Genomic DNA, 24,872 nt, shown 5'->3' with positions numbered 1-24,872 from the left:
GTCTGACCAGACCGGCTTCCCGTCGCGGGTTTTTTGCGATGCGCCGGTCGAGTCCCCACTCAACTCCCGGAGCAGACATCATGACCAGCCCAGACGCCTACACATCCGTTCGCACCATCACCACTCCATCCGGCGGCCCCAATCCCGGTCAGCCCGTCTGGAACACCCAGCGCGGCTCATCCATGCCGGTCGACCGCTATCGCAGCTTTGCCGACGAGGTCCCCGGCGGCAGCCCGGCCTTCGGCACCGGCGCCCCGTTCGACCGCACCTGGCCGGACCGCGTCATCGGCAAAGCCCCCATGTGGTGTGCGGTCGACCTGCGCGACGGTAACCAGGCCCTGATCGACCCGATGAGCCCGGCACGCAAGCGCCGCATGTTCGACCTGCTGGTACGGATGGGCTACAAGGAGATCGAGGTCGGGTTCCCCTCTGCCAGCCAGACCGACTACGACTTCGTCCGCGAGATCATCGAAGGCGGCGCGATCCCGGACGACGTGACCATCCAGGTGCTGACCCAGTGCCGGCCCGAGCTGATCGAGCGCACCTTCGAGGCCTGCGCGGGAGCACCGCAGGCGATCGTGCACTTCTACAACTCGACGTCGATCCTGCAGCGCCGCGTGGTGTTCCGCGCCGACCGCGAGGCCGTCAAGAAGATCGCCACCGACGGCGCCCAGATGTGCGTCGAGGAGGCCAAGAAGCACCCGCAGACCCGGTGGCGCTTCGAGTACTCCCCGGAGTCCTACACGGGCACCGAGCTGGAGTACGCCGTCGAGGTGTGCAACGCCGTTGCAGACGTCATCAAGCCCACACCCGAGTGGCCGCTGATCGTCAACCTGCCCGCCACCGTCGAGATGGCCACCCCGAACGTCTACGCCGATTCGATCGAGTGGATGAGCCGGCACCTGGCCCCGCGCGACTCGATCATCCTGAGCCTGCACCCGCACAACGATCGCGGAACCGGTGTTGCCGCAGCCGAATTGGGCTACCAGGCCGGCGCCGACCGGATCGAGGGCTGCCTGTTCGGCAACGGGGAGCGCACCGGCAATGTCTGCCTGGTGACGCTGGGTCTGAACATGTTCAGCCGCGGCATCGATCCGCAGATCGACTTCTCCAACATCGACGAGATCCGGCGCACGGTCGAGTACTGCAACCAACTGCCGGTCCACGAACGCCACCCTTACGGCGGCGATCTGGTCTACACCGCCTTCTCCGGCAGCCACCAGGACGCCATCAACAAGGGCCTGGATCAGATGAAGATCGATGCGGACAAGGCCGACCAGGATGTTGACGACATCCTGTGGCAGGTCCCATACCTGCCGATCGACCCCAAGGACGTCGGGCGCACCTATGAGGCCGTGATCCGGGTGAACTCGCAGTCCGGCAAGGGCGGCGTCGCCTACATCATGAAGGCCGACCACGGCCTGGTGCTGCCGCGCCGACTGCAGATCGAGTTCAGCCAGGCCATTCAGCAGATCACCGACGGGGAGGGCGGCGAGGTGTCGCCCAAGGCGATCTGGGGCGCGTTCTCCGAGGAGTATCTGGCCCCGATCACCCCGCTGGAGCGCATCCGCCAGAAGGTGGTGGCCTCCGAGGTCGACGGTGGTACCGACACCATCACCGCGATCGTGAAGATCGACGGTGTGGAGCGCGAGATCGTCGGCGCGGGTAACGGCCCGTTGGCGGCGTTCGTCGATGCCCTGGGCGCGATCGGCTACGACATCAATGTGCTGGATTACTCCGAGCACGCGATGTCGTCGGGCGAAGAGGCGCAGGCAGCGGCCTATGTCGAGGCGTCGATCGGCGGTAGGACCGTCTGGGGCGTCGGTATCGCCACCTCAATCACAACTGCATCACTTCGGGCGGTCGTATCTGCCGTCAACCGCGCCGCGCGTGTTTAGCTGACGTCAGGCGTAGATCACTGCGCCTGAAGTCAACTGCAAGGAGTGGTCATGGACTGGGGCTCGACATGGGATTTCCTCTGGCATTTCCTGATCATCTTCGCCTGGATCGCGTACCTGCTGGTCCTGTTCCAGATCCTCACGGACCTGTTCTGGCGTGATCACAAGACCTCGGGCTGGGTGAAGGCCATCTGGGTGGTCTTCCTGATCGTGCTGCCGTGGCTGACCGCGCTGGTCTACCTGATCGCCCGCGGCAAGGGCATGTCCGAGCGCGCGCAGGCGGCGGCGCTGGCGGCGAAGCAGGACACCGACAACTACATCCGCCAGGCAGCGGGCCGGTCCCCGGCTCAGGAGATCGCCGACGCCAAGGCTCTGCTGGACGCCGGCACGATCACCCAGGCCGAATTCGACGGGCTCAAGGCCAAGGCCCTGAGCTAGATCGCTGAGCTGAGTCAGAACAGCGTGTACTGATCGCTCTCTGCGGGGGTGTCGCAGAACTCCTCGATATCGGCGCCGCCGACGACGTGGGTCAGCAGTCCCATGAACGTCTCGTCGTCGAGTAGCGGCACCCCCAGCTCGGCGGCCTGATAACCCTTGCCCTGATCGGGCGTCGACTCGTTGCAGATGACCAGGGAGGTCTGCTGGTCCACCAGGTCGGTGTAGGACAGCCCGGCGTGCAGGATGCGCTCCACCAACTCCTCGTGGGTGCGCACCACCTCCGCCGACAGCGCCACCCGCATGCCCTGCACCAGCGGCCGTCCCGGCACGAAGACGCCAGGGTTGGCGTACTCACCCGGCAACCGTGACGCCAGCATCTTCAAGGGCCGCAGCTCTTCGTGGGTGATGTGACCATTGGGCCACGTCCGGCGACTCACCTCCCGCAGCGGCAGCCACACCTTGCGGTCGCGGGCCCTAGCCAGGGTGGGTTTCAGAATCTGTGCCAGGACCAGCGCATCGTCGAGCGCATCGTGGGGTTTCATCTGGCTCACACCCCAGTGCGCCGCCAACGTCTCCAGTCGCAGATTCTCGGTGCCCAAGGCCAGCCGACGGGCCAGCTCCACCGTGCACATCACGCTGTCGATGGGCAGCTCGGCCCCGACCAGCTCGGCCTCGGCGGTCAGGAAGCTGTAGTCGAAACCGACGTTGTGGGCCACCATCGTGCGCCCGCGCAGCACCTCACTCAGCTCATCGACGACGTCGCCGAAGGTCGGCTGGCCTTCCAGCATCTCGGCGGTCAGCCCGTGCACATGCGTGGGTCCGGGATCCACGCCCGGGTTCAACAGCGAGGCCACGCTGCGCTCGACATTGCCGTCGTCCCCGACTGCCAGTGCCGCGACGCTGACGATGCGCGCCTGGCCCGGCCGAAAGCCGGTGGTCTCCACGTCGACGACCGCCCAGCCCGCACCCGGCTCCTCCGCCGGCCTGCCCCACGCGCTGCTCATATTCGCCAGGATGGCACGCAGGCCCGACAGAGTCGCCCGGCGCGCTTGCGTGTCGTGCCCCTAAAATCGCCGGAATGCTGACCATCCGAGGGCGCGCCGCACTGGCCGCCGGAGCAACCGCACGCTGGGCGTCGCGAGTTACCGGCCGCGGCGCGGGCGCGATGATCGGCGGACTGGTCGCCATGACACTGGACCGCTCGATCCTGAAACAGCTGGGCCAGGGGCGCCGCAGCGTCGTCGTGACCGGCACGAACGGTAAATCGACCACCACCCGGATGACCGCGGCCGCGCTGGCCACGCTCGGTCCGGTGGCCAGTAACTCCGAGGGCGCCAACATGGACGCCGGCCTGGTCGCGGCACTGGCCGCGGCGCGCGACGCCGAGCTGGCGGCCCTGGAAGTCGACGAGATGCACGTCCCGCACGTGTCGGACGCCGTTGACCCGTCGGTGATCGTTCTGCTGAATTTGTCCCGCGACCAGCTCGACCGGGTCGGTGAGATCAACCACATCGAACGCACCCTCCGCGGCGGGCTGGCCCGCCACCGCGACGCGGTGATCGTGGCCAACTGCGACGACGTGCTGATGACCTCGGCCGCCTACGACAGCCCCAACGTGGTGTGGGTGGCCGCCGGCGGCAGCTGGTCGGGTGACTCGGTGAGCTGCCCGCGCTCGGGCGAGATCATCGTCCGCGACGGACGGGACTGGCGCTCGACGGGCAGTGACTTCAAGCGTCCCAGCCCGCAGTGGTGGTTCGACGACACCCACATCTACGGGCCCGACGGTCTCGCGCTTCCGATGACGCTGGCCCTGCCTGGCGCCGTCAACCGCGGCAACGCCACCCAGGCCGTCGCCGCCGCGGTGGCGCTCGGCGCGGACCCGGCTGCCGCGGTGGCTGCCGTGTCGACCGTCGACGAAGTGGCCGGCCGCTACCGGACCGTGCAGATCGGCGCGCACACCGCCCGGATCCTGCTCGCCAAGAACCCGGCCGGCTGGCAGGAGGCGTTGTCGATGGTGGACAAGCACGCGGCCGGCGTCGTCATCTCGGTCAACGGGCAGGTGCCCGACGGTGAGGACCTGTCCTGGTTGTGGGATGTCCGGTTTGAACATTTTGACGACACGGTCGTGGTCGCCGCCGGCGAGCGCGGCACCGACCTGGCCGTGCGCCTCGGGTACGCCGGCGTCGAACACTCACTGGTGCACGACACCGTCGCCGCGATCGACTCCTGCCCACCCGGGCACGTCGAGGTGATCGCCAACTACACCGCGTTCCTGCAACTGAATCGGCGGATCTCATGAGTGCTGTGCAGATCGGGCTGGTGCTGCCCGACGTGATGGGCACCTACGGCGACAGCGGCAATGCGGTGGTGCTGCGGCAACGGTTGCGGCTGCGCGGTATCGACGCCGAGATCGTGGAGATCACGCTCGACGATCCCGTGCCCGACTCCCTGGATCTGTACACCCTCGGTGGCGCCGAGGACTATGCGCAGCGGCTGGCCACCAAGCACCTGATCCGGTATCCCGGTCTGCAACAAGCGGTTTCGCGGGGTGCGCCGGTGCTGGCCATCTGCGCGGCCATCCAGGTGCTCGGCCACTGGTATGAGACCTCCGCCGGTGAACGGGTCGAGGGCGTCGGGCTGCTCGACGTCACGACCTCACCACAGGAGACCCGCACGATCGGCGAGGTAGCCTCGAAGCCGCTCTTGGACGGGCTTTCGCAGCCGTTGACCGGCTTCGAAAACCACCGTGGCGGAACAGTTCTGGGCCCCGATGCCCGGCCACTGGCCGCGGTCACCAAGGGCGCGGGCAACCGCTTGGGCGATGGATTCGACGGGGCCGTGCAGGGCAGCGTGATGGCCACCTATCTCCATGGGCCATGCCTGGCGCGCAATCCGGAGCTGGCCGATCATCTGCTCTCGCAGGTCGTCGGCGAACTGCCGCCGCTGAACCTGCCCGAGGTCGATCTGCTGCGCCGCGAACGCCTGGCCGCCCCGCGCCGGGCGTAGGTCTACGCGAAAGCGTCGACCGCCGCTCCGATCCGTGCGGCGGCGTCGACGAGAATCGGCTCGCCATGGCCGAATCCGGCACGCTGTGCGCCCGTGGCGGCGAGGATCTCCACCGCACGTGAGGCGGCCGCCCGGTCGGTGTTGAAGACGCCGAGGATCAGCTGTCCGTCGAACTCGGCGATCGCATCGCCGGTGAGCACGGTGTCGGCATCCGGCAGGTACAGCGCGATGCTGCCCGGGGTGTGGCCGGGAACCCCGATCACCCGGGCGCCGCCGGCGAAGTCGAGAACGTCACCGTCGCCAACCACCCGGTCCACCGAACACGGCGGACCGTTCGGCGGTTCGTCGATATCGGGGCGAAGCGTGCGCTCCCCCGCGGTCAATACCGGCAGCGGCCCCGGAGTGCCGCGCACGAAGTCGGCGTCGCCGGAGCCGGCGATGACCTCCACATCGGACCAGCCGGCGATCTCGGCGGCCGCGCCGCAGTGGTCCTCGTGAAAGTGGGTGAGAACGATGCGCTTGACGTGGATTCGTCGGCGACCCAGTTCGGTGAGCGCATCCGCGATCAGCTCGGCACTGTCCGACCACCCGGTGTCGATCAACGTCGCGCCGTCAGGTTCGGTCCACAGGTAGCTGTTGAGCAGGTGGGCCTGGCCGCCGGGAATCCGCAGCCGGTACAGCGATTCCGCCATCTGGAGTAGGTCGGGCATGGCTCCGACGCTACCGACGTCGTCGAGTGTGACGCTGGCGTCGTTCGTGGGGCGGCGAAACGACGTCTGCGTCGCACTCGGCGCAAGCAATCAAGCCATGGCGCGGCGGCCGGCCAATGCCCGGCTCAGAGTGAGCTCGTCGGCGAACTCCAGGTCACCACCCATCGGCAGGCCCGAGGCGATGCGGGTGACGGACAGGCCGGGGATATCGCGCAGCATCCGGACCAGATACGTCGCGGTCGCTTCACCCTCGGTGTTCGGGTCGGTGGCGATGATCACCTCGGCCACGTCGACGCCGTCGACGCGTTCACCGATCCGGTTGAGCAATTCCCGGATGCGCAACTGATCGGGCCCGACACCGGATAGCGGATCCAGTGCCCCACCCAGGACGTGATAGCGGCCGCGGAACTCACGGGTGCGCTCGACGGCCTGCACATCCTTGGGTTCCTCGACGACGCAGATCAACGAGGCATCGCGGCGCGAATCCTTGCAGATCCGGCAACGCTCCTCATCGGAGACGTTGCCGCACACCGCGCAGAAGGTGACGCCGTCACGGACGCGACCCAACACCGCGGTCAGCCGATCGATGTCGGGCGGCTCGACGCTCAGCAGGTGAAAGGCGATCCGCTGCGCGCTCTTGGGCCCGATCCCCGGCAGCTTGCCGAGCTCGTCGATCAGATCCTGAACCGGGCCTTCAAACACTCACAGCCCCGGAAGTCCGAACCCGCCCAGACCGCCGGCCAGCGGACCCAACCGGCTCTGGGCCAGGGTGTTCACCTGATTGGAGGCATCCGCGAGGGCGCCGACGATGAGATCCTGCAGGGTCTCGGGATCGGACGGATCGATCACCTTCGGGTCGATGGCCACCGCGATCACCTCACCGCTGCCCTTGACCGTGACCTGCACCAGTCCGCCACCGGCCTGGCCGTGCACCTCGGAGTTGGCCAGCGCCTCCTGCGCCTCCATGAGCTGCTGCTGTACCTGCTGCGCCTGCGCCAGCAGGGCCGACATGTCGGGTGTGCCTCCGGGTTGCATTGACTGGGTCCCCTTGCCGTGTTGATTGCGTCTTGGTCTCGACTTGGTTGCTCTCGCCTGTCGGCGGCGATTCGAGCTTTCAGCCTAGTCGGCGTGCGGGCTAGCGTGGCGCCCGTGCGAGTCCCAGCCTGCGTGCGTGTCGGCGCCTCAATTGTCAGTAGCGTGGTCATCGCTGCGGCCGCCTCCGCGACCGTCGACGCTCCCCACGCCAACGCCGCCCCCTCGAACATCGCCGGCATGATCGTCTTCCTCGATCCCGGCCACAACGGCGCCAACGACGGATCGATCAGCCGCCAGGTGCCGACGGGCCGCGGCGGCACCAAGGACTGCCAGGCCAGCGGCACCTCCACCGAGGACGGATACCCCGAGCACACCTTCACGTGGGACACCACCCTGCGGGTTCGCGCCATCCTTAACCAGATGGGGGTGCGCACCGCGATGTCCCGCGGCAACGACAACGCGCTGGGACCGTGCGTCGACGAACGCGCATCGATGGCCAACGCGCTGCGCCCCAACGCCATCGTCTCCATCCACGCCGACGGCGGCCCGGCCAACGGTCGCGGCTTCCACGTGCTCTACTCTTCGCCGCCGCTGAACAACACGCAGGCCGGACCGTCAGTGCAGTTTGCCAAGACCATGCGCGATCAACTGTCCGCGTCGGGTATCCCGCCCGCCACCTATATCGGTTCCGGTGGCCTGGACGCCCGCTCGGACATCGCCGGGCTCAACCTGGCGCAGTTCCCGTCGATCCTCGTCGAATGCGGCAACATGAAGAACCCGGTCGACTCCAGCCTGATGAAGACCCCGGACGGTCAGCAGAAGTACGCCGAGGCCATCGCCCGCGGCGTCGTGGCCTACCTGGGCACCCAGGCCGGCGGACAGCAACGATAGCCCGCCGTCCTCGATGGTCGGGGGCTACGCGCCCTCCACTTCCTTCTTCAGGTTGGCCAGCACCTCGTCCTGGATCTTGCGCAGGCCCAGCGGTGCGAAAGTCTTCTCGAAGAAGCCCTTGACCCCGCCGGCACCGGTCCAGCTGGTCTTGAGGTTGACCGACGATCCGGCGCCCGCCGGGGCAACGGTCCAGTTGGTCACCAGGCTGGAGTTCGCGTCCTTCTCGATCACCGTGTGGCCGGCAACGTCCACCGACGCCTTGATGTCACGCACCCGGGACTCGGTCGCCTGCAGCTTCCAGCTGGCCACCGTGCCCGCACCCTGACCACCCTCGAGCACCTGGTAGTCACGGTAGTGCGAGGAAAGGATCTTCGGGCGCACGGTCTGGTAGTCCGCGATCGCGGCGAACACCGCGGCCGGCTCGGCGTTGATCAGAACCGTGCTGACCGCACTGACCTGTCCCATGACTGAAACTCCTTTTGCTCGTGTCTGCGGGTGCATCGTTGGCAACCTCCGACTAGCGTATATGTGTGTCTGTTGCTACGACTGACGCACAAGCTGCCCATGCCCTAGGCGTGCAGCGCCTCCTGGACAGTTACCGCGCCATACCGCCCAATTCGACGGTGCGGCTTGCCAAGCCCACGTCGAATCTGTTCCGTGCGCGAGATCGCAGCGATGTCAAGGGTCTGGACGTATCGGGGCTGACCAATGTGATCGCGGTCGACGTCGAAGCCCGTACCGCCGACGTGGCAGGCATGTGCACCTATGAGAATCTGGTGGCGGCGACGCTGCCGCACGGTCTGGCCCCCCTGGTGGTGCCGCAACTCAAGACCATCACGCTGGGTGGTGCGGTCACCGGGCTGGGCATCGAGTCGACGTCGTTCCGCAATGGTCTGCCGCACGAATCGGTGCTGGAGATGGACATCCTCACCGGGGCAGGCGAAATCGTCACCGCATCGCCGGACCAGCATTCCGAACTGTTTCGGACATTCCCGAACTCCTATGGCACGCTGGGCTATTCGACCCGGCTACGGATCGAACTCGAGCCGGTCACACCCTTTGTCGCCCTGCGTCACCTGCGCTTTCACTCACTGGCCGGGCTGGTCTCGGCGATGGATCGGATCATCGAGACCGGTGGACTCGACGGCGAGCCCGTCGATTACCTCGACGGCGTCGTGTTCAGCGCCGACGAAAGCTATCTGTGCGTCGGCTTCAAGACGACGACACCTGGCCCGGTCAGCGACTACACCGGCCAGAACATCTACTACCGCTCGATCCAGCACGCGCAGGGTGAAAAGCACGACCGGCTGACGATTCACGATTACCTGTGGCGATGGGACACCGACTGGTTCTGGTGTTCACGGGCATTCGGCGCACAGAACCCGACGATCCGTCGGTTCTGGCCACGCAAGCTGCGCCGCAGCAGCTTCTACTGGAAGCTGGTCGGCTACGACCAGCGGTTCGACATCGCCGACCGGATCGAGAAACGCCATGGACGCCCGCCCCGCGAGCGGGTGGTGCAGGACATCGAGGTACCGCTGGAAAACTGCGCGGCATTCTTGAACTGGTTCCTGAAGAACGTGCCGATCGAACCGATCTGGCTGTGCCCCCTCCGGTTACGCGAGGAATCCTGCTGGCCGCTCTACCCACTACGGCCCCATCACACGTACGTCAACGTCGGATTCTGGTCCTCGGTGCCGGTCGGACCGGTCGAAGGCCACACCAACAAGCTGATCGAGGCCAAGGTCAGCGAACTCGACGGGCACAAATCCCTGTATTCGGATTCCTATTATCCGCGTGAGGATTTCGACGAACTCTACGGCGGCGAGGCCTACCAGACACTCAAGAAATCCTACGACCCCGATTCGCGACTGTTTGACCTGTATTCGAAAGCCGTCCTGCGCCGATGAACGGAGAACAGCGATGACCACCTTCAAAGAACACTCGACGGAAGCAGGCGATCACAAGCTCAACCTCGCCGAGATCCTGGAGATCTTCGCGTCCGGGTCCCAACCCCTGAAGTTCACCGCCTACGACGGCAGCGCCGCCGGCCCTGGCGATGCCGCCCTCGGACTGGACCTCAAGACCCCACGCGGCACCACATACCTGGCCACTGCCCAAGGCGATCTGGGCCTGGCCCGCGCCTATGTGTCCGGTGACCTGGACATGTACGGGGTACATCCGGGCGACCCGTATCCGCTGCTGTGCGCGCTGGCCGAGAAGATGGCGTTCAAGCGGCCGTCCGCCCGCGTGCTGGCCAACATCGTCCGGTCCATCGGGATCGAGCACCTCAAGCCCATCGCGCCACCGCCCCAGGAGGCACTGCCGCGATGGCGGCGAGTGGTCGAAGGCCTGCGGCACAGCAAGACCCGTGATGCCGACGCGATCCACCACCACTACGACGTGTCGAACACCTTCTACGAATGGGTGCTCGGGCCGTCGATGACCTACACCTGCGCGTGCTACCCGGACGCCGACGCCGGCCTGGAGGAGGCACAGGACAACAAGTACCGACTGGTGTTCGAGAAGCTGCGGCTACAACCGGGCGACCGGTTGCTCGACGTCGGCTGCGGCTGGGGCGGCATGGTGCGTTACGCGGCGCGCCACGGCGTCAACGCACTCGGGGTGACGCTGTCCAAAGAGCAGGCCCGCTGGGCACAACAGGCCATTGTCAAAGAAGGGCTCGAAGACCTGGCCGAGGTGCGGCACGGCGACTACCGCGACATCGCCGAGACCGGTTTCGACGCGGTGTCCTCGATCGGCCTCACCGAGCACATCGGGGTGCACAACTACCCGTCGTACTTCGGTTTCCTGAAGTCGAAGATGCGTCCCGGCGCGCTGTTGCTCAACCACTGCATCACCCGTCACGACAACAGAAGCGGAGCGGCCGCGGGAGGGTTTATCGACCGCTACGTGTTCCCGGACGGGGAGCTGACCGGCTCCGGGCGCATCATCTCCGAGGTGCAGGACGTCGGCCTTGAGGTCGTGCACGAGGAGAACCTGCGCCACCATTACGCCATGACGCTGCGCGACTGGTGCGCCAACCTCGTCGAACACTGGGACGCCGCCGTCGCCGAGGTCGGGCTGCCCACCGCCAAGGTGTGGGGCCTGTACATGGCCGGGTCCCGGCTCGGCTTCGAGACGAATATCGTTCAGCTACACCAGGTTCTGGCCGTCAAGCTCGACGAGCACGGCAATGACGGCGGTCTGCCGCTCCGGCCGTGGTGGGCGGCCTAGGACCTAAACCCGGGCAAGACGATCGATAACATTTTTCGGACTATTCGTTATTGATCGTCTTCGCCGGGCCCAATACCGTTTGAGATATGAAAACGGTACTCATCACGGGTTGTTCATCAGGGTACGGACTCGAAACCGCCCGCCACTTCCACAGCAACGGTTGGAACGTGATCGCCACGATGCGCACGCCGCGCACCGAGCTGCTCCCGGATTCGGGCCGAATCCAGTTGCAGGCATTGGACGTAACCGACCCTGACAGCATCTCGGCGGCGATCGAGGCCAGTGGCCCGATCGACGTTCTGGTCAACAATGCGGGCATCGGCGTCGTCGGCGCCTTCGAGCCCATGTCGCTGGATTCGATCCGAGAAGTATTCGAGACCAACACATTCGGCGTGATGGCCATGACACAGGCTGTGTTGCCGCAGATGCGAGCACGCGGATCAGGGGTGATGGTCAACGTGACATCGAGCGTGACCTTGACGGCAATGCCCTTGGCCGCGGTGTACACCGCCAGCAAGATGGCGATCGAAGGGTTCACCGCTTCGCTCGCACTCGAGCTCGACGCGGTGAACGTGACGGCCAAACTTGTCGAGCCCGGCTACGGGCCGACGACCAGCTTCACCAGCAACGGTGCAACACGGATGGACGGACTGATTCCCGAGCCGTATCAGGCGTTCGCCGCGCCGATCCTGGCAGCGTTCGGGCAGGCCACCGTCTTCACCACCGAGTCCGACGTCGCCGAGACCGTCTACCGGGCCGCGACCGACACCTCTGGCCGCCTGCGGTTCCCGGCCGGGGCCGACGCGGTGGCACTGGCCGGCAGCGCAGCAGGCTAGGCGATCGGCCTGGCTCGGGCGATATGTTGGCGGCATGCCGGCTGACATCGCCCGCGCCGCCGATCCGCTCGAGACGGTCATTCCGTTGCTGCGCCCACAGGTCGTGCTGTCTAAGGTCGTCAGCGGAGCCGGTGACTGGAGCATCCGCAAGCCGCGCTACTCCGACCCCTCCTTCTGTTTGATGTTGGCGGGCAACTGCTGGCTCAGCCCAGACGGTATCGATCCCGTCGAACTCTTCGCGGGCGACTTCCTGCTACTGCCCGAGACGCCGAGTTTCGTGATGGCCAGCGACCCTGCGTTGGCACCGACCGAGGTAGAGCTCCATCCGGCCGCCGATTCCCACTACGGGCCTACCGACGGACCGGGGCCAATGCGGATGCTCGGCGGGTACTTCCGCTTCGATCGAGCCAACGCCAGGCTGCTGGTGAAGCTCCTTCCGCCAACGATTCTCATCCGCCACGACGAATCCGGCTCGGGCCGCCTGAACCGGATCGTCGAACTCATCACCGATGAGGCGATCGCGCAACGGCCGTGCCGCGAACCGATTTTGGAGCGGCTCGTCGAGGTACTGCTGATCGAGGCCTGCCGGTTCCGAACCGAACGTCCCACCGCCGGCGAGCACGGCCTGATTGCCGGGCTTTCGGATCCGCCGCTCGCCGGTGTGCTGCGCGAGATTCACGACGGCGTCGCCCAGCACTGGACGGTCGAGAAGCTGGCCCGCACCGCGAACATGTCCCGTGCCGTGTTCGCGGAACGTTTCGCGAGCACGATCGGGATGCCACCGATGCAGTACGTGCTGGAGTGGCGGGTAGCGCTGGCCAAAGACATGCTGCAATCCGAACAACTCTCGATAGGCGAGATCGCGGCCAGGACCGGCTACCAGTCAGCCAGTGCGTTCACCACCGCGTTCACCCGAGTGACCGGACGCTCTCCCCGCGCATATGCCCGGGGCAGCGGAGTTTGAGCGACGTCAGCTCTCGATCTTCCGCGCGCCCAATTCGTTCTGGAGCAGTTCCAGTGCCACTTCTTCGGGGTCGCGACGCGGCCCGGCCTCGCTCTGCGAAGCCTCGGCGAGCATCTCTGCCTCTTCTTCCTCCGGGGATGCCGGCGGTTCGGGATCGGGCACCGGCTCCGGTTCTGGAATGACGCGGCCCGGCCGGGTGGGCACCCGTGGCGGGGTCTTCGTAGCTTTCGGCGGGGGCGGTGGCGCCGCCTCCGCAGTGCCGACCTCACACCGGATCTGCCAGTCCACCCCGAGTGCATCCTTCAGTGCGTCCCGGATCACGTCGGCATTGCGCGACTCGGTGAGCCGCTTGGCCAACGGCGGTGAGTCATGGGACAGCACAAGGGTTTTATCCTCGACTGCCCGCACGATGGCGCCCGCGAGCATGACCTCGGTGGTACGGCTGCGCTCGCGCACCTTCTCCCGCACCGTCGTCCACATCGAGCGCACCGCAGCGGCGTTGGGTTCACCCCCCGGTGTCACCGATGGTTGCACCGGCTGGGGCGCCTGCTCAGGTTCCGGGGCAGGCTCGGGCTCGAAGTCGGGCTCCGGCGGCAGTGGTGGCTCGGGCTCGGGTTCCGGAGCCGGCTCGGGTTTCGGAGCAGGCGGGGGCGGTGCGGAAACAGGTTCGGGATCAGCCACCGGTTCGGGAGCAGCCACCGGTTCGGGAGCAGCCACCGGTTCGGGAGCAGCCACCGGTTCGGGAATGGGCGGCGTGGGGGCAGGCGCAGGAGGCTCAGCAGGGGCGGCGGCCGGGGCAGCCTGGCTGCGGCGGGCGAAGGTCTTGGCGGGCTCGGCGGCGGGTTCGACGGCCCGAGCCGCCGATGACGACGACGCCTCACCGGCCGGGAGCGACATGTCCAGCCGGGTCTCGATGCGTTCGATGCGCTGCAGCAGCGCCGACTCGGTGTCATGCGCCGAGGGCAGCAGCAGCCGGGCGCACACCACTTCCAGCAGCAGCCGCGGCGCGGTGGCGCCGCGCATCTCGCCCAGCCCGGCGTGCACCACCTCGGCGTAGCGGGCCAGCGTGGCCGAACCCACCTTGGCCGCCTGCTCACGCATCCGCTCGAGCACATCGGCCGGCGCGTCCACGACACCGCGGGTGACCGCGTCGGGCACTGCCTGCAGCACGATCAGATCGCGGAAGCGCTCCAGCAGATCGGTGGCGAACCGCCGCGGATCATGGCCGGCGTCGATCACCGCTTCGACGGCACCGAACAGCGCCGCCGCGTCCGCGGCGGCCAGGGCCTCGACCGCGTCGTCGATGAGTGCCATGTCGGTGGCGCCCAGCAGGGCCAGGGCCCGCTGATAGGTGATGTGGTTGCCGTCGGCGCCCTGTTCGGAGCCCGCCAGCAGCTGATCGAGCACCGAGAGCGTGTCACGGGGTGAACCGCCGCCCGCCCGGATGACCAACGGGTACACCGCGTCGTCGACGTGGACGTTCTCCTCGGCGCAGATGCGCTCCAGCAGCGGGCGCATGGTCCGCGGAGCCAGCAGCCGGAACGGGTAGTGATGCGTACGCGACCGGATGGTCGGCAGCACCTTCTCCGGTTCGGTGGTGGCGAACACGAAGATCAGGTGCTCGGGTGGCTCTTCGACGATCTTGAGCAGCGCGTTGAAACCGGCCGTGGTGACCATGTGCGCTTCGTCGATGATGAAGATGCGGTAGCGGGATTGGGCGGGTGCGTAGAACGCCCGGTCACGCAGCTCGCGGGTGTCGTCGACACCGCCGTGGCTGGCCGCGTCGAGCTCGACGACGTCGACATTGCCCGAACCGTTCGGTGCCAGTGCGACGCACGAATCGCACACCTCGCACGGTGTGGGCGTCGGCCCCTGTTCGCAGTTGAGCGAGCGGGCCAGGATGCGCGCCGACGATGTCTTGCCGCAGCCGCGTGGCCCGGAGAACAAATAGGCGTGGTTGATCCGGCCCGCGGTCAGCGCGGTAGATAGCGGCTCGGTGACATGTTCCTGGCCAACGACTTCCGCGAAGCTTGCCGGCCGGTATTTGCGGTAGAGAGCCACGGGAGAAGGCTACCGACTGGGTCAGACGTCGCGCCGGTGCCCGTTGACTTTGACACCACGCACACCGCTACTCACACAAAAGCAGCGTCAGTTCCAAGTCAACGCAGAAGCTGCTCGGTCGCCGCCAGCAGGGCGCAGGTGGCCAGGCCGTCGATCGCGTCACGCACATCGGGCAACGACGGGAACGTCGGCGCGACGCGGATGTTCTTGTCCTCGGGGTCCTTGCGATACGGGAACGACGCACCCGCCTCGGTCACCGCGATCCCGGCGTCCTTGGCCAACGCGACGGTGCGCTTGGCGGTGCCGGGCCACACGTCGAGGCTGACGAAGTAGCCGCCCTTGGGATCCGTCCACGACGCGATCTTCGACTCCCCCAACCGGTCCTCAAGGATCTCGGCGACCAGGGCGAACTTGGGGGCGATCAGCTCGCGGTGACGCTGCATCTGCAGCCGCACGCCGTCGGCGTCACCGAAGAAGCGGCTGTGGCGCAGCTGGTTGATCTTGTCCGGTCCGATCGTCTTCTTGCCCGCGTGCTGCAGGTACCAGGCGATGTTGCCCAGCGAGCCGCCCAGGAAGCTCACCCCGGCTCCGGCGAAGGTGATCTTGGAGGTCGAGGCGAACACCAGCGGACGGTTCGGGTTGCCGGCCGCCTCGGCCAGCCCCAGCACGTCGACCTGGCGGATGAAGTCGCCGGTCAACGTGTGGACCGCATAGGCGTTGTCCCACATCAACCGGAAATCGTTTGCTGCCGTGCGCATTTGAACGAGGCGCCGGACAACTTCCCAGGAGTAGGTGACCCCGGTCGGGTTGCCGAAAACCGGTACGCACCACATGCCCTTGATCGCCGGATCGGCCGCGACGAGTTCCTCGATCAGGTCGACGTCGGGCCCGTCCTCGCGCATCGGCACCGCGATCATCTCGATCCCGAAGGACTCGGTGATCGCGAAGTGGCGGTCGTATCCGGGTGAGGGGCACAGGAACTTGACCGTCTCCTCCGCCGCCCAGGGCCGCACCGAGTCCACCCCGCCGTGCAACAGGGAGAAGACGATGACGTCGTGCATCATCTCCAGGCTCGCGTTGTTCCCAGCGATCAGGTTCTGCACCGGGATTCCGAGCAGTTCGCCGAAGATCTCCCGCAGTTCGGGCAGGCCGTGCAGGCCCCCGTAGTTGCGGGTGTCGGTGCCGGTGCGGTCGCGATACGAGTCTTTTTCCGAGCCGGGCAGCGACAGCAGCGCGTTGGACAGGTCCAACTGCTCGGGCGCCGGCTTACCGCGGGTCAGGTCCAAACTCAGGTTCTTGGCCTGCAGCTCTGCGTAGTTGCGCTGCTGGATTTCGTGCTGCGCGAGCAGATCGTCTCGGCCGAGGGACTGGAACGACACCGCGCGCCTTTCACAGAAGCGGAACGTGCTGGACATAAGGGGACCCCGCGCACCCGCCAGAGCCCGTTGACCCTTGCTGCCTTCCGGCCCTGGGGGAGTTCACAGGATGGACGCCGCGCGGGGTCCGAAAGCGAGTGTAATACCCGGCCTCCCCCCGCCGTTGACGGGAGTGGTCCGGGCGTCAGTTAGGATCGTCGACGGAGGATTCGCCTAGTGGCCTATGGCGCTCGCCTGGAACGCGGGTTGGGTTAATAGCCCTCAGGGGTTCAAATCCCCTATCCTCCGCGCTCGGGTCCGGGGTGCGACCTGCTGAATCAACCCTGATCAGCAGCTCGCACCCCGGCCCACTTAAGTCCCGAGGAGGAGTATGGGCCGCACCGTCGCGGTGATCTGGCACGTGTCGTTTTCGATCGTGGCCGCCGGCCTCTATTTCTTTTTCGTCCTCCCTCGATGGCCCGAGCTCGTGGGTGATACCTCGCCCACGCTCGGCCTGATCCTGCGCATCGTCACCGGTGTGCTGATCGGTCTGGCGGCCCTGCCGGTCGTGTTCACGCTGCAGCGGACCCAGCGTCCGGAGCTGGCCACCCCCGAGTTGGCGCTCCGGTTGCGGACCGCGTCGATCGCCCTGCACGTGCTGGCAGCGGTACTGATCGTCGGCACCGCCGTCTCCGAGATCTGGCTGCCCCTGGACGGCTACGGCCCGTGGTTGTTCGGGATCTACGGCGCCGCCGCCGCGATCGCGCTGCTCGGCATCTTCGCCTTCTATCTGGCGTTCCTCGCCGAACTGCCGCCCCCGCCGCCGAAGCCGGTCAAGACCCGGGAGAAGGCCGAGCGCCGCGGTCGCAAGAAGGCAGACGAGACCGAGGACGTTGAGTCGGCCGAGGAGGCTGACGAAGCCGAAGAGCCGGCGAAGGTGAGCCTGGCGAAGGAGCCCGCGGACGACGAGTCCGAGGCTGACGCCGAGTCTGAGACGGCGACCGAGACCGACGCGGACGAGACCGACTCCGACGAGGGCAAGACGCTTCGCAACCGGCGGCCGTCCAGCAAGAGCGGCACCAAGCGGCGGGGCTGAGCCTCGCGCAGCGAAGTCACCACCGAGGACTGACACGCGTCACCCGCGTCGACATCGGGTACTTATCCAGCGAAGATGGGTATATGGGCAAAGTGAGCTCACATCCGTTCAGAACGATCGTCGCGGTGGCAGTGACCACCGCGACCGCCGTTATCGCCCCGATTGCCCCCGCCTCCGCCGCACCCGGTGACCCGGAGATGGCGGCTGCGCAGGTCGAACCTTCGGTGGCCCGCATCGACACCGTCGTGGATTACCAACAGGCCTATGGCATAGGCACCGGCATCGTGCTGTCACCTAGCGGTGAGGTGCTGACCAACTATCACGTGGTCCAGGGCGCCAACTCGATCAGCGCCACGGTCGGCGGTCAGAGATTCCCCGCGGACCTGGTCGGCTACGACCGTCAGAACGACATCGCGGTGCTGCAACTGCACGGTGCGGCCGGCCTGCCACCGGCGCCGATCGGTGATTCGGCCGCGCTCGCACCGGGCCACCCCGTCGTCGCGCTCGGCAATGCCGGCGGCACCGGCTCGCCCCTGACGCACGAGGTGGGCACCGTCAGCGCGTTCAACCGCACCGTCAACGCCGAAGACGAGCTGACCGGCACCAGTGACGAGATCAACGGGCTGTTCGAGTTCGCCGCACCGGTACGTGCCGGCGACTCCGGCGGTCCCGTGGTCAACGCCGCCGGGCAGGTCGTGGGTATGACGACCGCAGCGTCGGTGAACTTCCGCATGGGCCCCGGCGGCAAGGGGTTCGCGATCCCGATCAACGACGCGATGGCCGTCGCCGGACAGATCCGCGCGCGCATCCCGTCGGCCTCGGTGCACATCGGACCGCCGACCCTGCTCGGCGTCGGTGTCCGCACCGCACAGCGGCAGAGCGGCGGCGTGATCGTCCAGGACGTCATTGCCGGCGGCCCGGCCGACGCGGCAGGCCTGATCCCGGGCGACGTACTCACCGGCATCGACAACACCCCGCTCGATTCGGCGCGCACCCTCACGCTGGTCCTCGATCGGCACTACCCGGGCGACGTGATCGGCCTGACCTGGTTCGACCAGGGCGGTCAGCAGCACACCGGTAAGGCCACGCTGGCCGCTGGGCCGTAATCCATGGTCACGCTGGACCGCCTGATCAACGTGCTGGGCGGCTACGGGGTGCGGCTGCACGCCCCCCATGGCCCGAGTCCGGCGTCACGCTCGACCGAGCTGCGCAGCGTGGTGATGCACGAACCGGGTCAGGTCATCGGTGATGTCCTGCTGGCGGTCGGGGCCGGGTCGGTGGCCGAGGCGATGGAGTGGGCGAAGGCCGCGCGCGCCGTGGTGGTTCTGGTCCGCGGTCCGCACAGCCCCGCCGATGACGATGAACTGGCAGCCGACAACCGCATTGCGGTGATGACGGTCGAGCCCGAAGTCTCCTGGAGCGAGCTGGCGGCCGTGATCTACGGTGTCGTGCTGGAAGGGCGGGAGACCGAATCCGGGCGCGGCCCAACCGATTTGTTCGCACTGGCCGACAGCCTCGCCGACGCCGTGGGTGGCGCGGTCACCATCGAGGACCGACGCAGCGCGTTGCTGGCGTACTCGCGGCTGCAGCAGCACGCCGATCCGGCCCGCGCCGAGACGATCCTGAGCCGTGGGGCATCCGAACCGCTGCGCACCCTGTTCGAGGCCCGCGGGGTGTTCCGTCACCTGGCCGGATCGGATGAGCCGATGTTCGTCGACGGCGATGACGAGCTCGGCTTGACCGGGCGGATGGTGGTGGCCGCCCGGGCCGGTCGTGAACTGCTCGGTTCGATCTGGGTGGCATGTGCCGCGCCCCTGCCCGACGCGCGCCGGGCTGCGCTGGCCGACGGAGCCCGCATGGTCGCGCTGCATCTGTTGCGCTCCCGCGCCAGCGCCGACCTGGAACGCCAGGTGGAGTCGGAACTGGTCATCCGTCTCCTCGAGGGCGCCGCCGATGCCACCACGGCCGCCAGCCGGCTCGGGTTGCCGCAGACACCGCTGCGGGTGATCGCGTTGCGGGCCCGGACCGGGGACGAGCGGCATGCCCCGCTGCTCCTGGCGTTCGAGCGGGCGACCGCGGGTTTCGGCTGGTCGCGTCCCGGGCGCAGCGCCCTGGCCGGCAACACCGTCTACACCGTGCTGCCCGGTGCCGAAGCCGAGACCGCGAGCCGGTGGGTGGCGGGTCTGCGCGCCGCATTGCCCGAGCCGGTGACCGTGCTGGCCGGAATCAGCGGCCCGGCCACCGCCGCCGAGCTGGCGCTGGCCCGCAGTGAGGCCGACGAGTGCCTGGCCCTGCACGAAGTCCTGCACGAGGTCCGGCACGGGGATACCGTCGGCCTCGACGAGAGGGTGCCGGTCTACGACGAGGCCTGGGACGAGATCCTGCTGCAGCGCCTGCGGATCGCCGCCCGCGCCGGTCGTGCGCCGAAGCGCGGCCCCGTCGCCGAGCTACGGGCCCACGATCAGGCCGCTGGCACGCACTATGCGGTCACGCTGCGGGCCTGGTTGGAGGCCCAGGGCGATCTGGCCGGGGCCGGGCGGGCGCTCGGTGTGCACGAGAACACCGTGCGCTACCGTCTGCGCAAGATGGCCGAACTCACCCAGTTGGACCTGGCCGATGCGCGCAAGCGACTGGCGATGATGATCGAGTTGGCAGCGACCGAGGGTCTGTCGTAACTCGACAATCGTCACCCTTCCTTTTGTCGAGTTAGCGCAAACGCAACGGGGCTGACCTCCGGCACCATGGGTGCATGTATGGGGTCGAGCGCATTGACGGTGCACCGCGGTCGGCGGTCGTCGTGGGTGCCGGCATCGTCGGCCTGTCCACCGCATGGTTTCTCCAGGAGCACGGGGTCGAGGTCACCGTCGTCGACCGCACCGGAATCGGTGCAGGTGCGTCGTGGGGCAACGCCGGCTGGGTTTCGCCGACGCTGACCATCCCGCTCAACGATCCGGCCCTGCTGCGTTACGGCATCCGGTCACTTTTCAACCCGGCCGCCCCCTTGCACATCCCGCTGACATCGGGCCCCCGGTTGCTGGCGTTTCTGGGCCGGTTTGCCATGAACTGCCGGCAGTCGACCTGGACCAGGGTCGCGAAAGCCAACGTGCCGCTCAACCAGGAGTGCCTCGAGGTCTACGACGTGCTGACCTCCAACGGCGTGGCGGTGCCCACCACCGACGGGCCGATCACCGCGCTGTTCGAAACCACTCGTCAGGCCGAGCATCTGATGACCGAACTCCGCCGAATGGCCGCCATCGGTCAGACCGTCACGGTCACCAGCCTGTCCGGTGACAGGCTGCGCGACCATGTCCCGCTGGCCTCGTCGGCGATCACCGCGGGTATCAGCGTGGAAGGCCAGCGCTTCGTGGACCCGGGCCGGTTCGTTCACGCGCTCGGCGATGCCGTCATCGCCAGGGGCGCGGAGCTGGTCATCGGCGAAGTTACCGACGTGCGTGCCGTGGGCGCCAACGTCAACGTGGACCTGGCGGACCGTTCGCTGAGAGCCGAGACCGCCGTGATCGCGACCGGGGCGTGGCTGTCGAAACTCGCAAAGCCGTGGGTCCGCACGCCCGTGCAGGCCGGCCGCGGTTACTCGTTCACCGTGCCGGTGGACCGCCCGCTTCTCGGGCCCATCTACCTGCCCGACGCCCGCGTCGCCTGCACGCCGTATCACGGCGGACTGCGGGTGGCCGGAACCATGGAATTCCGTTCCCCCGACGATCCGCTGCAACCGCCGCGGGTCGACGCGATCATCGCGTCGGCCGCTCCGCTGCTCGACGGGGTGGACTGGGATGCCCGCACCGACGTGTGGGTGGGCCCGCGTCCGGTCAGCTCGGACGGCCGCCCGCTCATCGGCGAAGTGGCACAGGGCATCTACGTCGCCGGCGGTCACGGCATGTGGGGGCTGGCGCACGGTCCTGTCACCGGCCGGTTGCTCGCCGAGTACATGACCACCGGAAAGCAACCCGAGGCGCTGCGGGAATTCGATCCCCGGCGCTGACACTTCACGACTTCGCCCTGTCGGGCACCCAAGCCGTCAGTGGCGGCACCCAACCCGCCCCTGACGGCAACTCCGCATAACCGGAAGGAATCCACAATGACTGTCAGCCAACGTATTTGGTTGTCCCCCGAGGCCTACGACCGCCTGCAGACCGAATTGTCGACGCTGCGCGACCTGATCGCGACCGAAGCGGCGTCCGACTCTGACGAGAACGAGGTCGCCATCCAGCGAGCTCGCCAGGCCCGCATCCAGCACATCCACGACATACTGCTGTACGCCGTGGTCGGCGAGAATCCGGCCGACGACGGGGTCGCCGAGCCGGGAATGGTACTGACCGTGCGCTATGACCAGACCGGCGACATCGAGACCTTCCTGTTGGGGGTCCGCGGCGCCGAATACGGTGACCTGGAAGTCTATTCGGTGAACTCCCCGTTGGGTGAGGCCATCGTCGGCGCGCGTCCCGGTGAGCACCGCAGCTACCCGGTGCCCAGCGGCGAGGCCGTGCCGGTCACCCTGATCAGCGCGGTGCCTTTCGGGATGCACCTGCCAACCGCCGGGTAGGTCCTACTCTGTTCGGATGGCCGAACGCAAGGGCACACCCGGCAGCTTGACCGCCGATGATTGGGTGCAGGCCGGGTATGCCCTGCTGGCTTCCGACGGGATGCGGGCGCTGAAGATCGAACGCCTCTGCGAGCAGATCGGCGCGACCCGGGGCAGCTTCTACTGGCACTTCACCGACATGAAGGGCTATCGGGCTGCCCTGGTCGCGTCGTGGAATGCGTTCCTGGAGCAGGACCGCCGCTCACTGGCCGAACTCGAACACCTGCCTCCGCGCGAACGACTGTCGCAGATGATGCAGCAGCTGCTCGGCCCGCAGCACTGGACGTTGGAGCGCGCGATGCGGGAGTGGGCCCGGTCCGACGAGGTGGCCGCGGCGAATGTGCGCGCGGCCGACCATCGCGTTCTGGTCGCGGTCACCAAGGCATATCTCGACTACGGGTTCAGCCCGGAGGACGCTGCCCTGCGCGGCCAGGCCACCTTCGCGACGGGTATCGGGGTGCTGCACCTGATGGACTCCGCCTCAGCCTTGACCACCGCCGACCGCTACGAGCGTTTTCTGGATTTGATGCTGGGGAGCTGAGGTACGCCGAGCGCGACGCAGACGTCGTGTTCGGCCCGCTGCAACAACGTTTGCGTCACTTTCGACGTGGCCCTACTTCGGGTTGCCGTCCTCATCCCAGTGCTCGGCGACCTTCTTGCTGGGTTGTACCCGTGGCGGCTCCCCTGGCATCTTGGGATAGCTCGGCGGGTACGGCAGATCACCCAGGCCACGCTCTTCATCGGCGGCGACCAGATCCAGCAGCGGCTGCAGCGACTGCTTGCCAGAATCGATGCCGGCCCACGGATCCTGGCGCCCGGCAAGGAAATCCGGCGCGGTGGTGATCGTGTAGTCGTCGGGGTTGGCGTCGCGCAGCTCATCCCAGGCCAGCGGCATCGAGACGGTGGCGATCGGGGTCTTGCGGGCCGAGTACGCCGAGGCGAAGGTGCGGTCGCGGGCGTTCTGGTTGTAGTCGATGAACAGTCGCTCTCCGCGTTCTTCCTTCCACCACGAGGTGGTCACCTCGTCCGGGGCGCGTCGTTCCACTTCACGGGCCAGGGCGATACCGGCCCGGCGCACCGCGATGAAATCCCAGTCGGTCAAGATCGGCAGGAAGATGTGCACGCCGCGACCGCCCGAGGTTTTGGGATAGCCGACCAGGCCGAGTTCATCGAGCAGCGGTTTGAGCACATCGCAGGCGATCGCGGCAGCCTCGCTGAAGCCGGTGCCCGGCTGCGGGTCCAGGTCGATGCGCAACTCGTCGGGATGTTCGGTGTCCGGGCAGCGCACCTGCCAGGGATGCAACGTGATCGTGCCCATCTGCGCGGCCCACGCGATCGCCGCCGGATGGGTCACCTTGAGGGCGTCGGCAGTACGCCCCGACGGGAAGGTGACGACGCAGGTCTCCAGGTACTCGGGATGTTTCTGCGGCACCCGCTTCTGGTAGATCTCCTCCCCCTCGATGCCGTCGGGGAATCGCTGGAGATGCGTGGGCCGATCTTTCAACAGCATCACCATCCGGTCGGCGACGCTGAGGTAGTACTCCATCAACTTGCCCTTGGTCCCGGCCGCGCCGAGCTTCGGGTAGTACACCTTGTCCGGGTTGGTGAAGCGGACCTTCACCCCGTCGACGTCGAGTTCGGTTGCTGGTGTTGCCATCTCAGCTCTCCTTCGCGAGGACGTCGTACAGGTCGTAGTTCAACGGCACGTCGAGTTGGTCGAACGTGCAGCTCGCCGGTTCCCGGTCCGGGCGCCACCGCCGGAACTTCACCGCATGCCGGAACCGCATCCCGTGAACGGTGTTGCCCTCCATCTGGTCATAGGCCACCTCGCACACCTTCTCCGGGCGCACCGGAATCCAGCGCTTGTCGGCGGCCGAGTTCCAGCGGCTGGGATCACCTTCGCGGACTTCGTCGCCCTCCCGCAGCGGCTCCAGGTCCGCCAAAAGCTTGATCCGGTCCTTGACGCTGAACGAGGCTGCACCACCAACCATCTGCAGCTCCCCGTCGGCCCGGTAGAGGCCCAGCAGGATCGAGCCGACGCCCTCCCCGCTCTTGTGGATGCGGTAACCCATCGCCACGCAGTCGGCGTCGCGGTGGTGCTTGACCTTGACCATCTCCCGCTTGCCCGGCAGGTAGTGCCCGTCGAGCTTCTTGGCGATCACCCCGTCGAGCCCGGCACCCTCGAATGTCTGCAACCACTGGGCACCGAGTTCGGGATCGGTGGTGGTGCGCGTGACATGGCACCACTGCTTGGCCTTGACCGCCTCGATCAGCACTTCCCGGCGCACCCGGAACGGCTCGGCGAGCAACGACCGGTCACCGTTTGCCAGGGCATCGAACCCGATGAAGTGCGCCGGCGTCTGCTCGGCGAGCATCCGCACCCTCGACTCGGCGGGGTGGATGCGCTGCGACAACGACTCCCAGTCCAGCCGGACCCGACCGTCAATCTCACGCGGCACCACCACTTCACCATCGAGGACACATCGGTCGGCGAGCTCGTCACGCAGCGCGTCGAGCAATTCGGGGAAGTAACGCCCGAGTTCCTTTCCGCTGCGCGACTGCAGCACCACCTCGTCGCCGTCCCGGAAGGCCAGCGCGCGGAAGCCGTCCCATTTCGGTTCATACGACCAGACCCCGGCCTCATCGGGCACTTTCACCTGGGCTTTGGCGAGCATCGGTTCGATCGGGGGCTGCACCGGCAAGTCCACGGGTTCCATAGTTACCTAGACCTCCGACACGCGGCAA

At 67.4% G+C, this 24,872-nt stretch carries 24 protein-coding genes, 1 tRNA gene and 1 other RNA gene; 16 read left to right on the top strand and 10 right to left on the bottom strand.

What is annotated here, in order from left to right; all coding sequences use genetic code 11:
- The first annotated feature begins 80 nt into the window (after window positions 1-80).
- Complete coding sequence (leuA, locus tag JOF57_RS27395) at window positions 81-1,898, top strand: 2-isopropylmalate synthase (RefSeq protein ID WP_209922378.1); 1,818 nt, start codon at window positions 81-83, stop codon at window positions 1,896-1,898.
- A 51-nt stretch (window positions 1,899-1,949) separates the two neighbouring features.
- Entirely contained in the window at window positions 1,950-2,336 is a 387-nt protein-coding gene (locus tag JOF57_RS27390; RefSeq protein WP_209922376.1) for an SHOCT domain-containing protein, read from the top strand.
- A gap of 14 nt (window positions 2,337-2,350) precedes the next feature.
- On the opposite strand, the gene JOF57_RS27385 is transcribed toward JOF57_RS27390, so the two are convergent.
- Window positions 2,351-3,340, bottom strand: coding sequence for a DEDDh family exonuclease (locus JOF57_RS27385; protein ID WP_209922374.1), 990 nt, complete (start codon window positions 3,338-3,340; stop codon window positions 2,351-2,353).
- Window positions 3,341-3,414: 74 nt separating this feature from the next.
- On the opposite strand from JOF57_RS27385, the gene JOF57_RS27380 reads away from it, so the two are divergent.
- Both JOF57_RS27380 and JOF57_RS27375 read left to right on the top strand, forming a co-directional pair.
- Window positions 3,415-4,635, top strand: a complete 1,221-nt coding sequence (locus JOF57_RS27380) for a Mur ligase family protein (RefSeq protein ID WP_209922372.1) — start codon at window positions 3,415-3,417, stop codon at window positions 4,633-4,635.
- Entirely contained in the window at window positions 4,632-5,342 is a 711-nt protein-coding gene (locus JOF57_RS27375; RefSeq protein WP_209922370.1) for a type 1 glutamine amidotransferase, read from the top strand. Before JOF57_RS27380 ends, JOF57_RS27375 begins: the two co-directional genes overlap by 4 nt.
- A gap of 2 nt (window positions 5,343-5,344) precedes the next feature.
- Here the strand turns inward: JOF57_RS27375 and JOF57_RS27370 are convergent, their stop codons facing one another.
- The 3 genes from JOF57_RS27370 to JOF57_RS27360 form a co-directional block, all read right to left on the bottom strand.
- The gene (locus JOF57_RS27370; protein WP_209922369.1) at window positions 5,345-6,052 is read right to left on the bottom strand and encodes an MBL fold metallo-hydrolase; all 708 of its coding nucleotides are present in this window, start codon (window positions 6,050-6,052) and stop codon (window positions 5,345-5,347) included.
- A 90-nt stretch (window positions 6,053-6,142) separates the two neighbouring features.
- Window positions 6,143-6,754 (bottom strand): recombination mediator RecR, encoded by a 612-nt coding sequence (recR, locus tag JOF57_RS27365; protein WP_209922367.1) that lies wholly within the window; start codon window positions 6,752-6,754, stop codon window positions 6,143-6,145.
- Window positions 6,755-7,087 (bottom strand): YbaB/EbfC family nucleoid-associated protein, encoded by a 333-nt coding sequence (locus JOF57_RS27360; RefSeq protein ID WP_209922365.1) that lies wholly within the window; start codon window positions 7,085-7,087, stop codon window positions 6,755-6,757.
- A gap of 105 nt (window positions 7,088-7,192) precedes the next feature.
- On the opposite strand from JOF57_RS27360, the gene JOF57_RS27355 reads away from it, so the two are divergent.
- Window positions 7,193-7,978, top strand: a complete 786-nt coding sequence (locus JOF57_RS27355) for an Rv3717 family N-acetylmuramoyl-L-alanine amidase (protein WP_209923782.1) — start codon at window positions 7,193-7,195, stop codon at window positions 7,976-7,978.
- A 24-nt stretch (window positions 7,979-8,002) separates the two neighbouring features.
- On the opposite strand, the gene JOF57_RS27350 is transcribed toward JOF57_RS27355, so the two are convergent.
- Window positions 8,003-8,443, bottom strand: coding sequence for an SRPBCC family protein (locus tag JOF57_RS27350; RefSeq protein ID WP_209922363.1), 441 nt, complete (start codon window positions 8,441-8,443; stop codon window positions 8,003-8,005).
- 65 nt (window positions 8,444-8,508) lie between these two features.
- On the opposite strand from JOF57_RS27350, the gene JOF57_RS27345 reads away from it, so the two are divergent.
- The 4 genes from JOF57_RS27345 to JOF57_RS27330 all read left to right on the top strand — a co-directional run bounded on the left by JOF57_RS27345 (window position 8,509) and on the right by JOF57_RS27330 (window position 13,015).
- Entirely contained in the window at window positions 8,509-9,888 is a 1,380-nt protein-coding gene (locus JOF57_RS27345; RefSeq protein ID WP_209922361.1) for an FAD-binding oxidoreductase, read from the top strand.
- 13 nt (window positions 9,889-9,901) lie between these two features.
- The gene (locus tag JOF57_RS27340; RefSeq protein WP_209922360.1) at window positions 9,902-11,215 is read left to right on the top strand and encodes a class I SAM-dependent methyltransferase; all 1,314 of its coding nucleotides are present in this window, start codon (window positions 9,902-9,904) and stop codon (window positions 11,213-11,215) included.
- 86 nt (window positions 11,216-11,301) lie between these two features.
- Window positions 11,302-12,051, top strand: coding sequence for an SDR family oxidoreductase (locus tag JOF57_RS27335; protein WP_209922358.1), 750 nt, complete (start codon window positions 11,302-11,304; stop codon window positions 12,049-12,051).
- A gap of 34 nt (window positions 12,052-12,085) precedes the next feature.
- Window positions 12,086-13,015: an AraC family transcriptional regulator gene (locus JOF57_RS27330; RefSeq protein ID WP_209922355.1), complete on the top strand. Its 930-nt coding sequence runs from the start codon at window positions 12,086-12,088 to the stop codon at window positions 13,013-13,015.
- A gap of 6 nt (window positions 13,016-13,021) precedes the next feature.
- On the opposite strand, the gene JOF57_RS27325 is transcribed toward JOF57_RS27330, so the two are convergent.
- The 3 genes from JOF57_RS27325 to ffs all read right to left on the bottom strand — a co-directional run bounded on the left by JOF57_RS27325 (window position 13,022) and on the right by ffs (window position 16,584).
- Window positions 13,022-15,076, bottom strand: coding sequence for a DNA polymerase III subunits gamma/tau (locus tag JOF57_RS27325; protein WP_209922353.1), 2,055 nt, complete (start codon window positions 15,074-15,076; stop codon window positions 13,022-13,024).
- 98 nt (window positions 15,077-15,174) lie between these two features.
- Complete coding sequence (locus JOF57_RS27320) at window positions 15,175-16,455, bottom strand: aspartate aminotransferase type Ic (protein ID WP_209923780.1); 1,281 nt, start codon at window positions 16,453-16,455, stop codon at window positions 15,175-15,177.
- Between the two features lie 34 nt (window positions 16,456-16,489).
- Window positions 16,490-16,584, bottom strand: an RNA gene (gene ffs / locus JOF57_RS27315) — signal recognition particle sRNA small type.
- A gap of 70 nt (window positions 16,585-16,654) precedes the next feature.
- On the opposite strand from ffs, the gene JOF57_RS27310 reads away from it, so the two are divergent.
- The 7 genes from JOF57_RS27310 (at window position 16,655) to JOF57_RS27280 (ending at window position 22,668) form a co-directional block, all read left to right on the top strand.
- Window positions 16,655-16,740, top strand: a tRNA-Ser gene (locus JOF57_RS27310).
- An 82-nt stretch (window positions 16,741-16,822) separates the two neighbouring features.
- Entirely contained in the window at window positions 16,823-17,527 is a 705-nt protein-coding gene (locus tag JOF57_RS27305; protein ID WP_209922351.1) for a lipid uptake coordinator LucA, read from the top strand.
- Between the two features lie 83 nt (window positions 17,528-17,610).
- Complete coding sequence (locus JOF57_RS27300; protein ID WP_209922349.1) at window positions 17,611-18,633, top strand: S1C family serine protease; 1,023 nt, start codon at window positions 17,611-17,613, stop codon at window positions 18,631-18,633.
- Window positions 18,634-18,636: 3 nt separating this feature from the next.
- Window positions 18,637-20,202 carry a PucR family transcriptional regulator gene (locus JOF57_RS27295; RefSeq protein WP_209922348.1) on the top strand — a complete coding sequence of 522 codons (1,566 nt, stop codon included), beginning with the start codon at window positions 18,637-18,639 and terminating at the stop codon, window positions 20,200-20,202.
- Window positions 20,203-20,276: 74 nt separating this feature from the next.
- Entirely contained in the window at window positions 20,277-21,527 is a 1,251-nt protein-coding gene (locus JOF57_RS27290) for an NAD(P)/FAD-dependent oxidoreductase (RefSeq protein ID WP_209922346.1), read from the top strand.
- Between the two features lie 96 nt (window positions 21,528-21,623).
- Window positions 21,624-22,088, top strand: coding sequence for a GreA/GreB family elongation factor (locus JOF57_RS27285; protein ID WP_209922344.1), 465 nt, complete (start codon window positions 21,624-21,626; stop codon window positions 22,086-22,088).
- Window positions 22,089-22,104: 16 nt separating this feature from the next.
- Window positions 22,105-22,668 (top strand): TetR/AcrR family transcriptional regulator, encoded by a 564-nt coding sequence (locus JOF57_RS27280; protein ID WP_209922342.1) that lies wholly within the window; start codon window positions 22,105-22,107, stop codon window positions 22,666-22,668.
- A 72-nt stretch (window positions 22,669-22,740) separates the two neighbouring features.
- Here the strand turns inward: JOF57_RS27280 and ligD are convergent, their stop codons facing one another.
- Window positions 22,741-23,784 (bottom strand): non-homologous end-joining DNA ligase, encoded by a 1,044-nt coding sequence (gene ligD / locus JOF57_RS27275; RefSeq protein ID WP_209922340.1) that lies wholly within the window; start codon window positions 23,782-23,784, stop codon window positions 22,741-22,743.
- A gap of 1 nt (window position 23,785) precedes the next feature.
- Window positions 23,786-24,844, bottom strand: a complete 1,059-nt coding sequence (locus tag JOF57_RS27270; RefSeq protein ID WP_209922339.1) for an ATP-dependent DNA ligase — start codon at window positions 24,842-24,844, stop codon at window positions 23,786-23,788.
- Window positions 24,845-24,872: the final 28 nt, after the last annotated feature.

It is taken from the genome of Mycolicibacterium lutetiense, from assembly GCF_017876775.1.
GTDB lineage: Bacteria > Actinomycetota > Actinomycetes > Mycobacteriales > Mycobacteriaceae > Mycobacterium > Mycobacterium lutetiense.
Note: the sequence above shows the minus strand (reverse complement) of the source record. Positions and strands in the feature narration are given on the sequence as shown.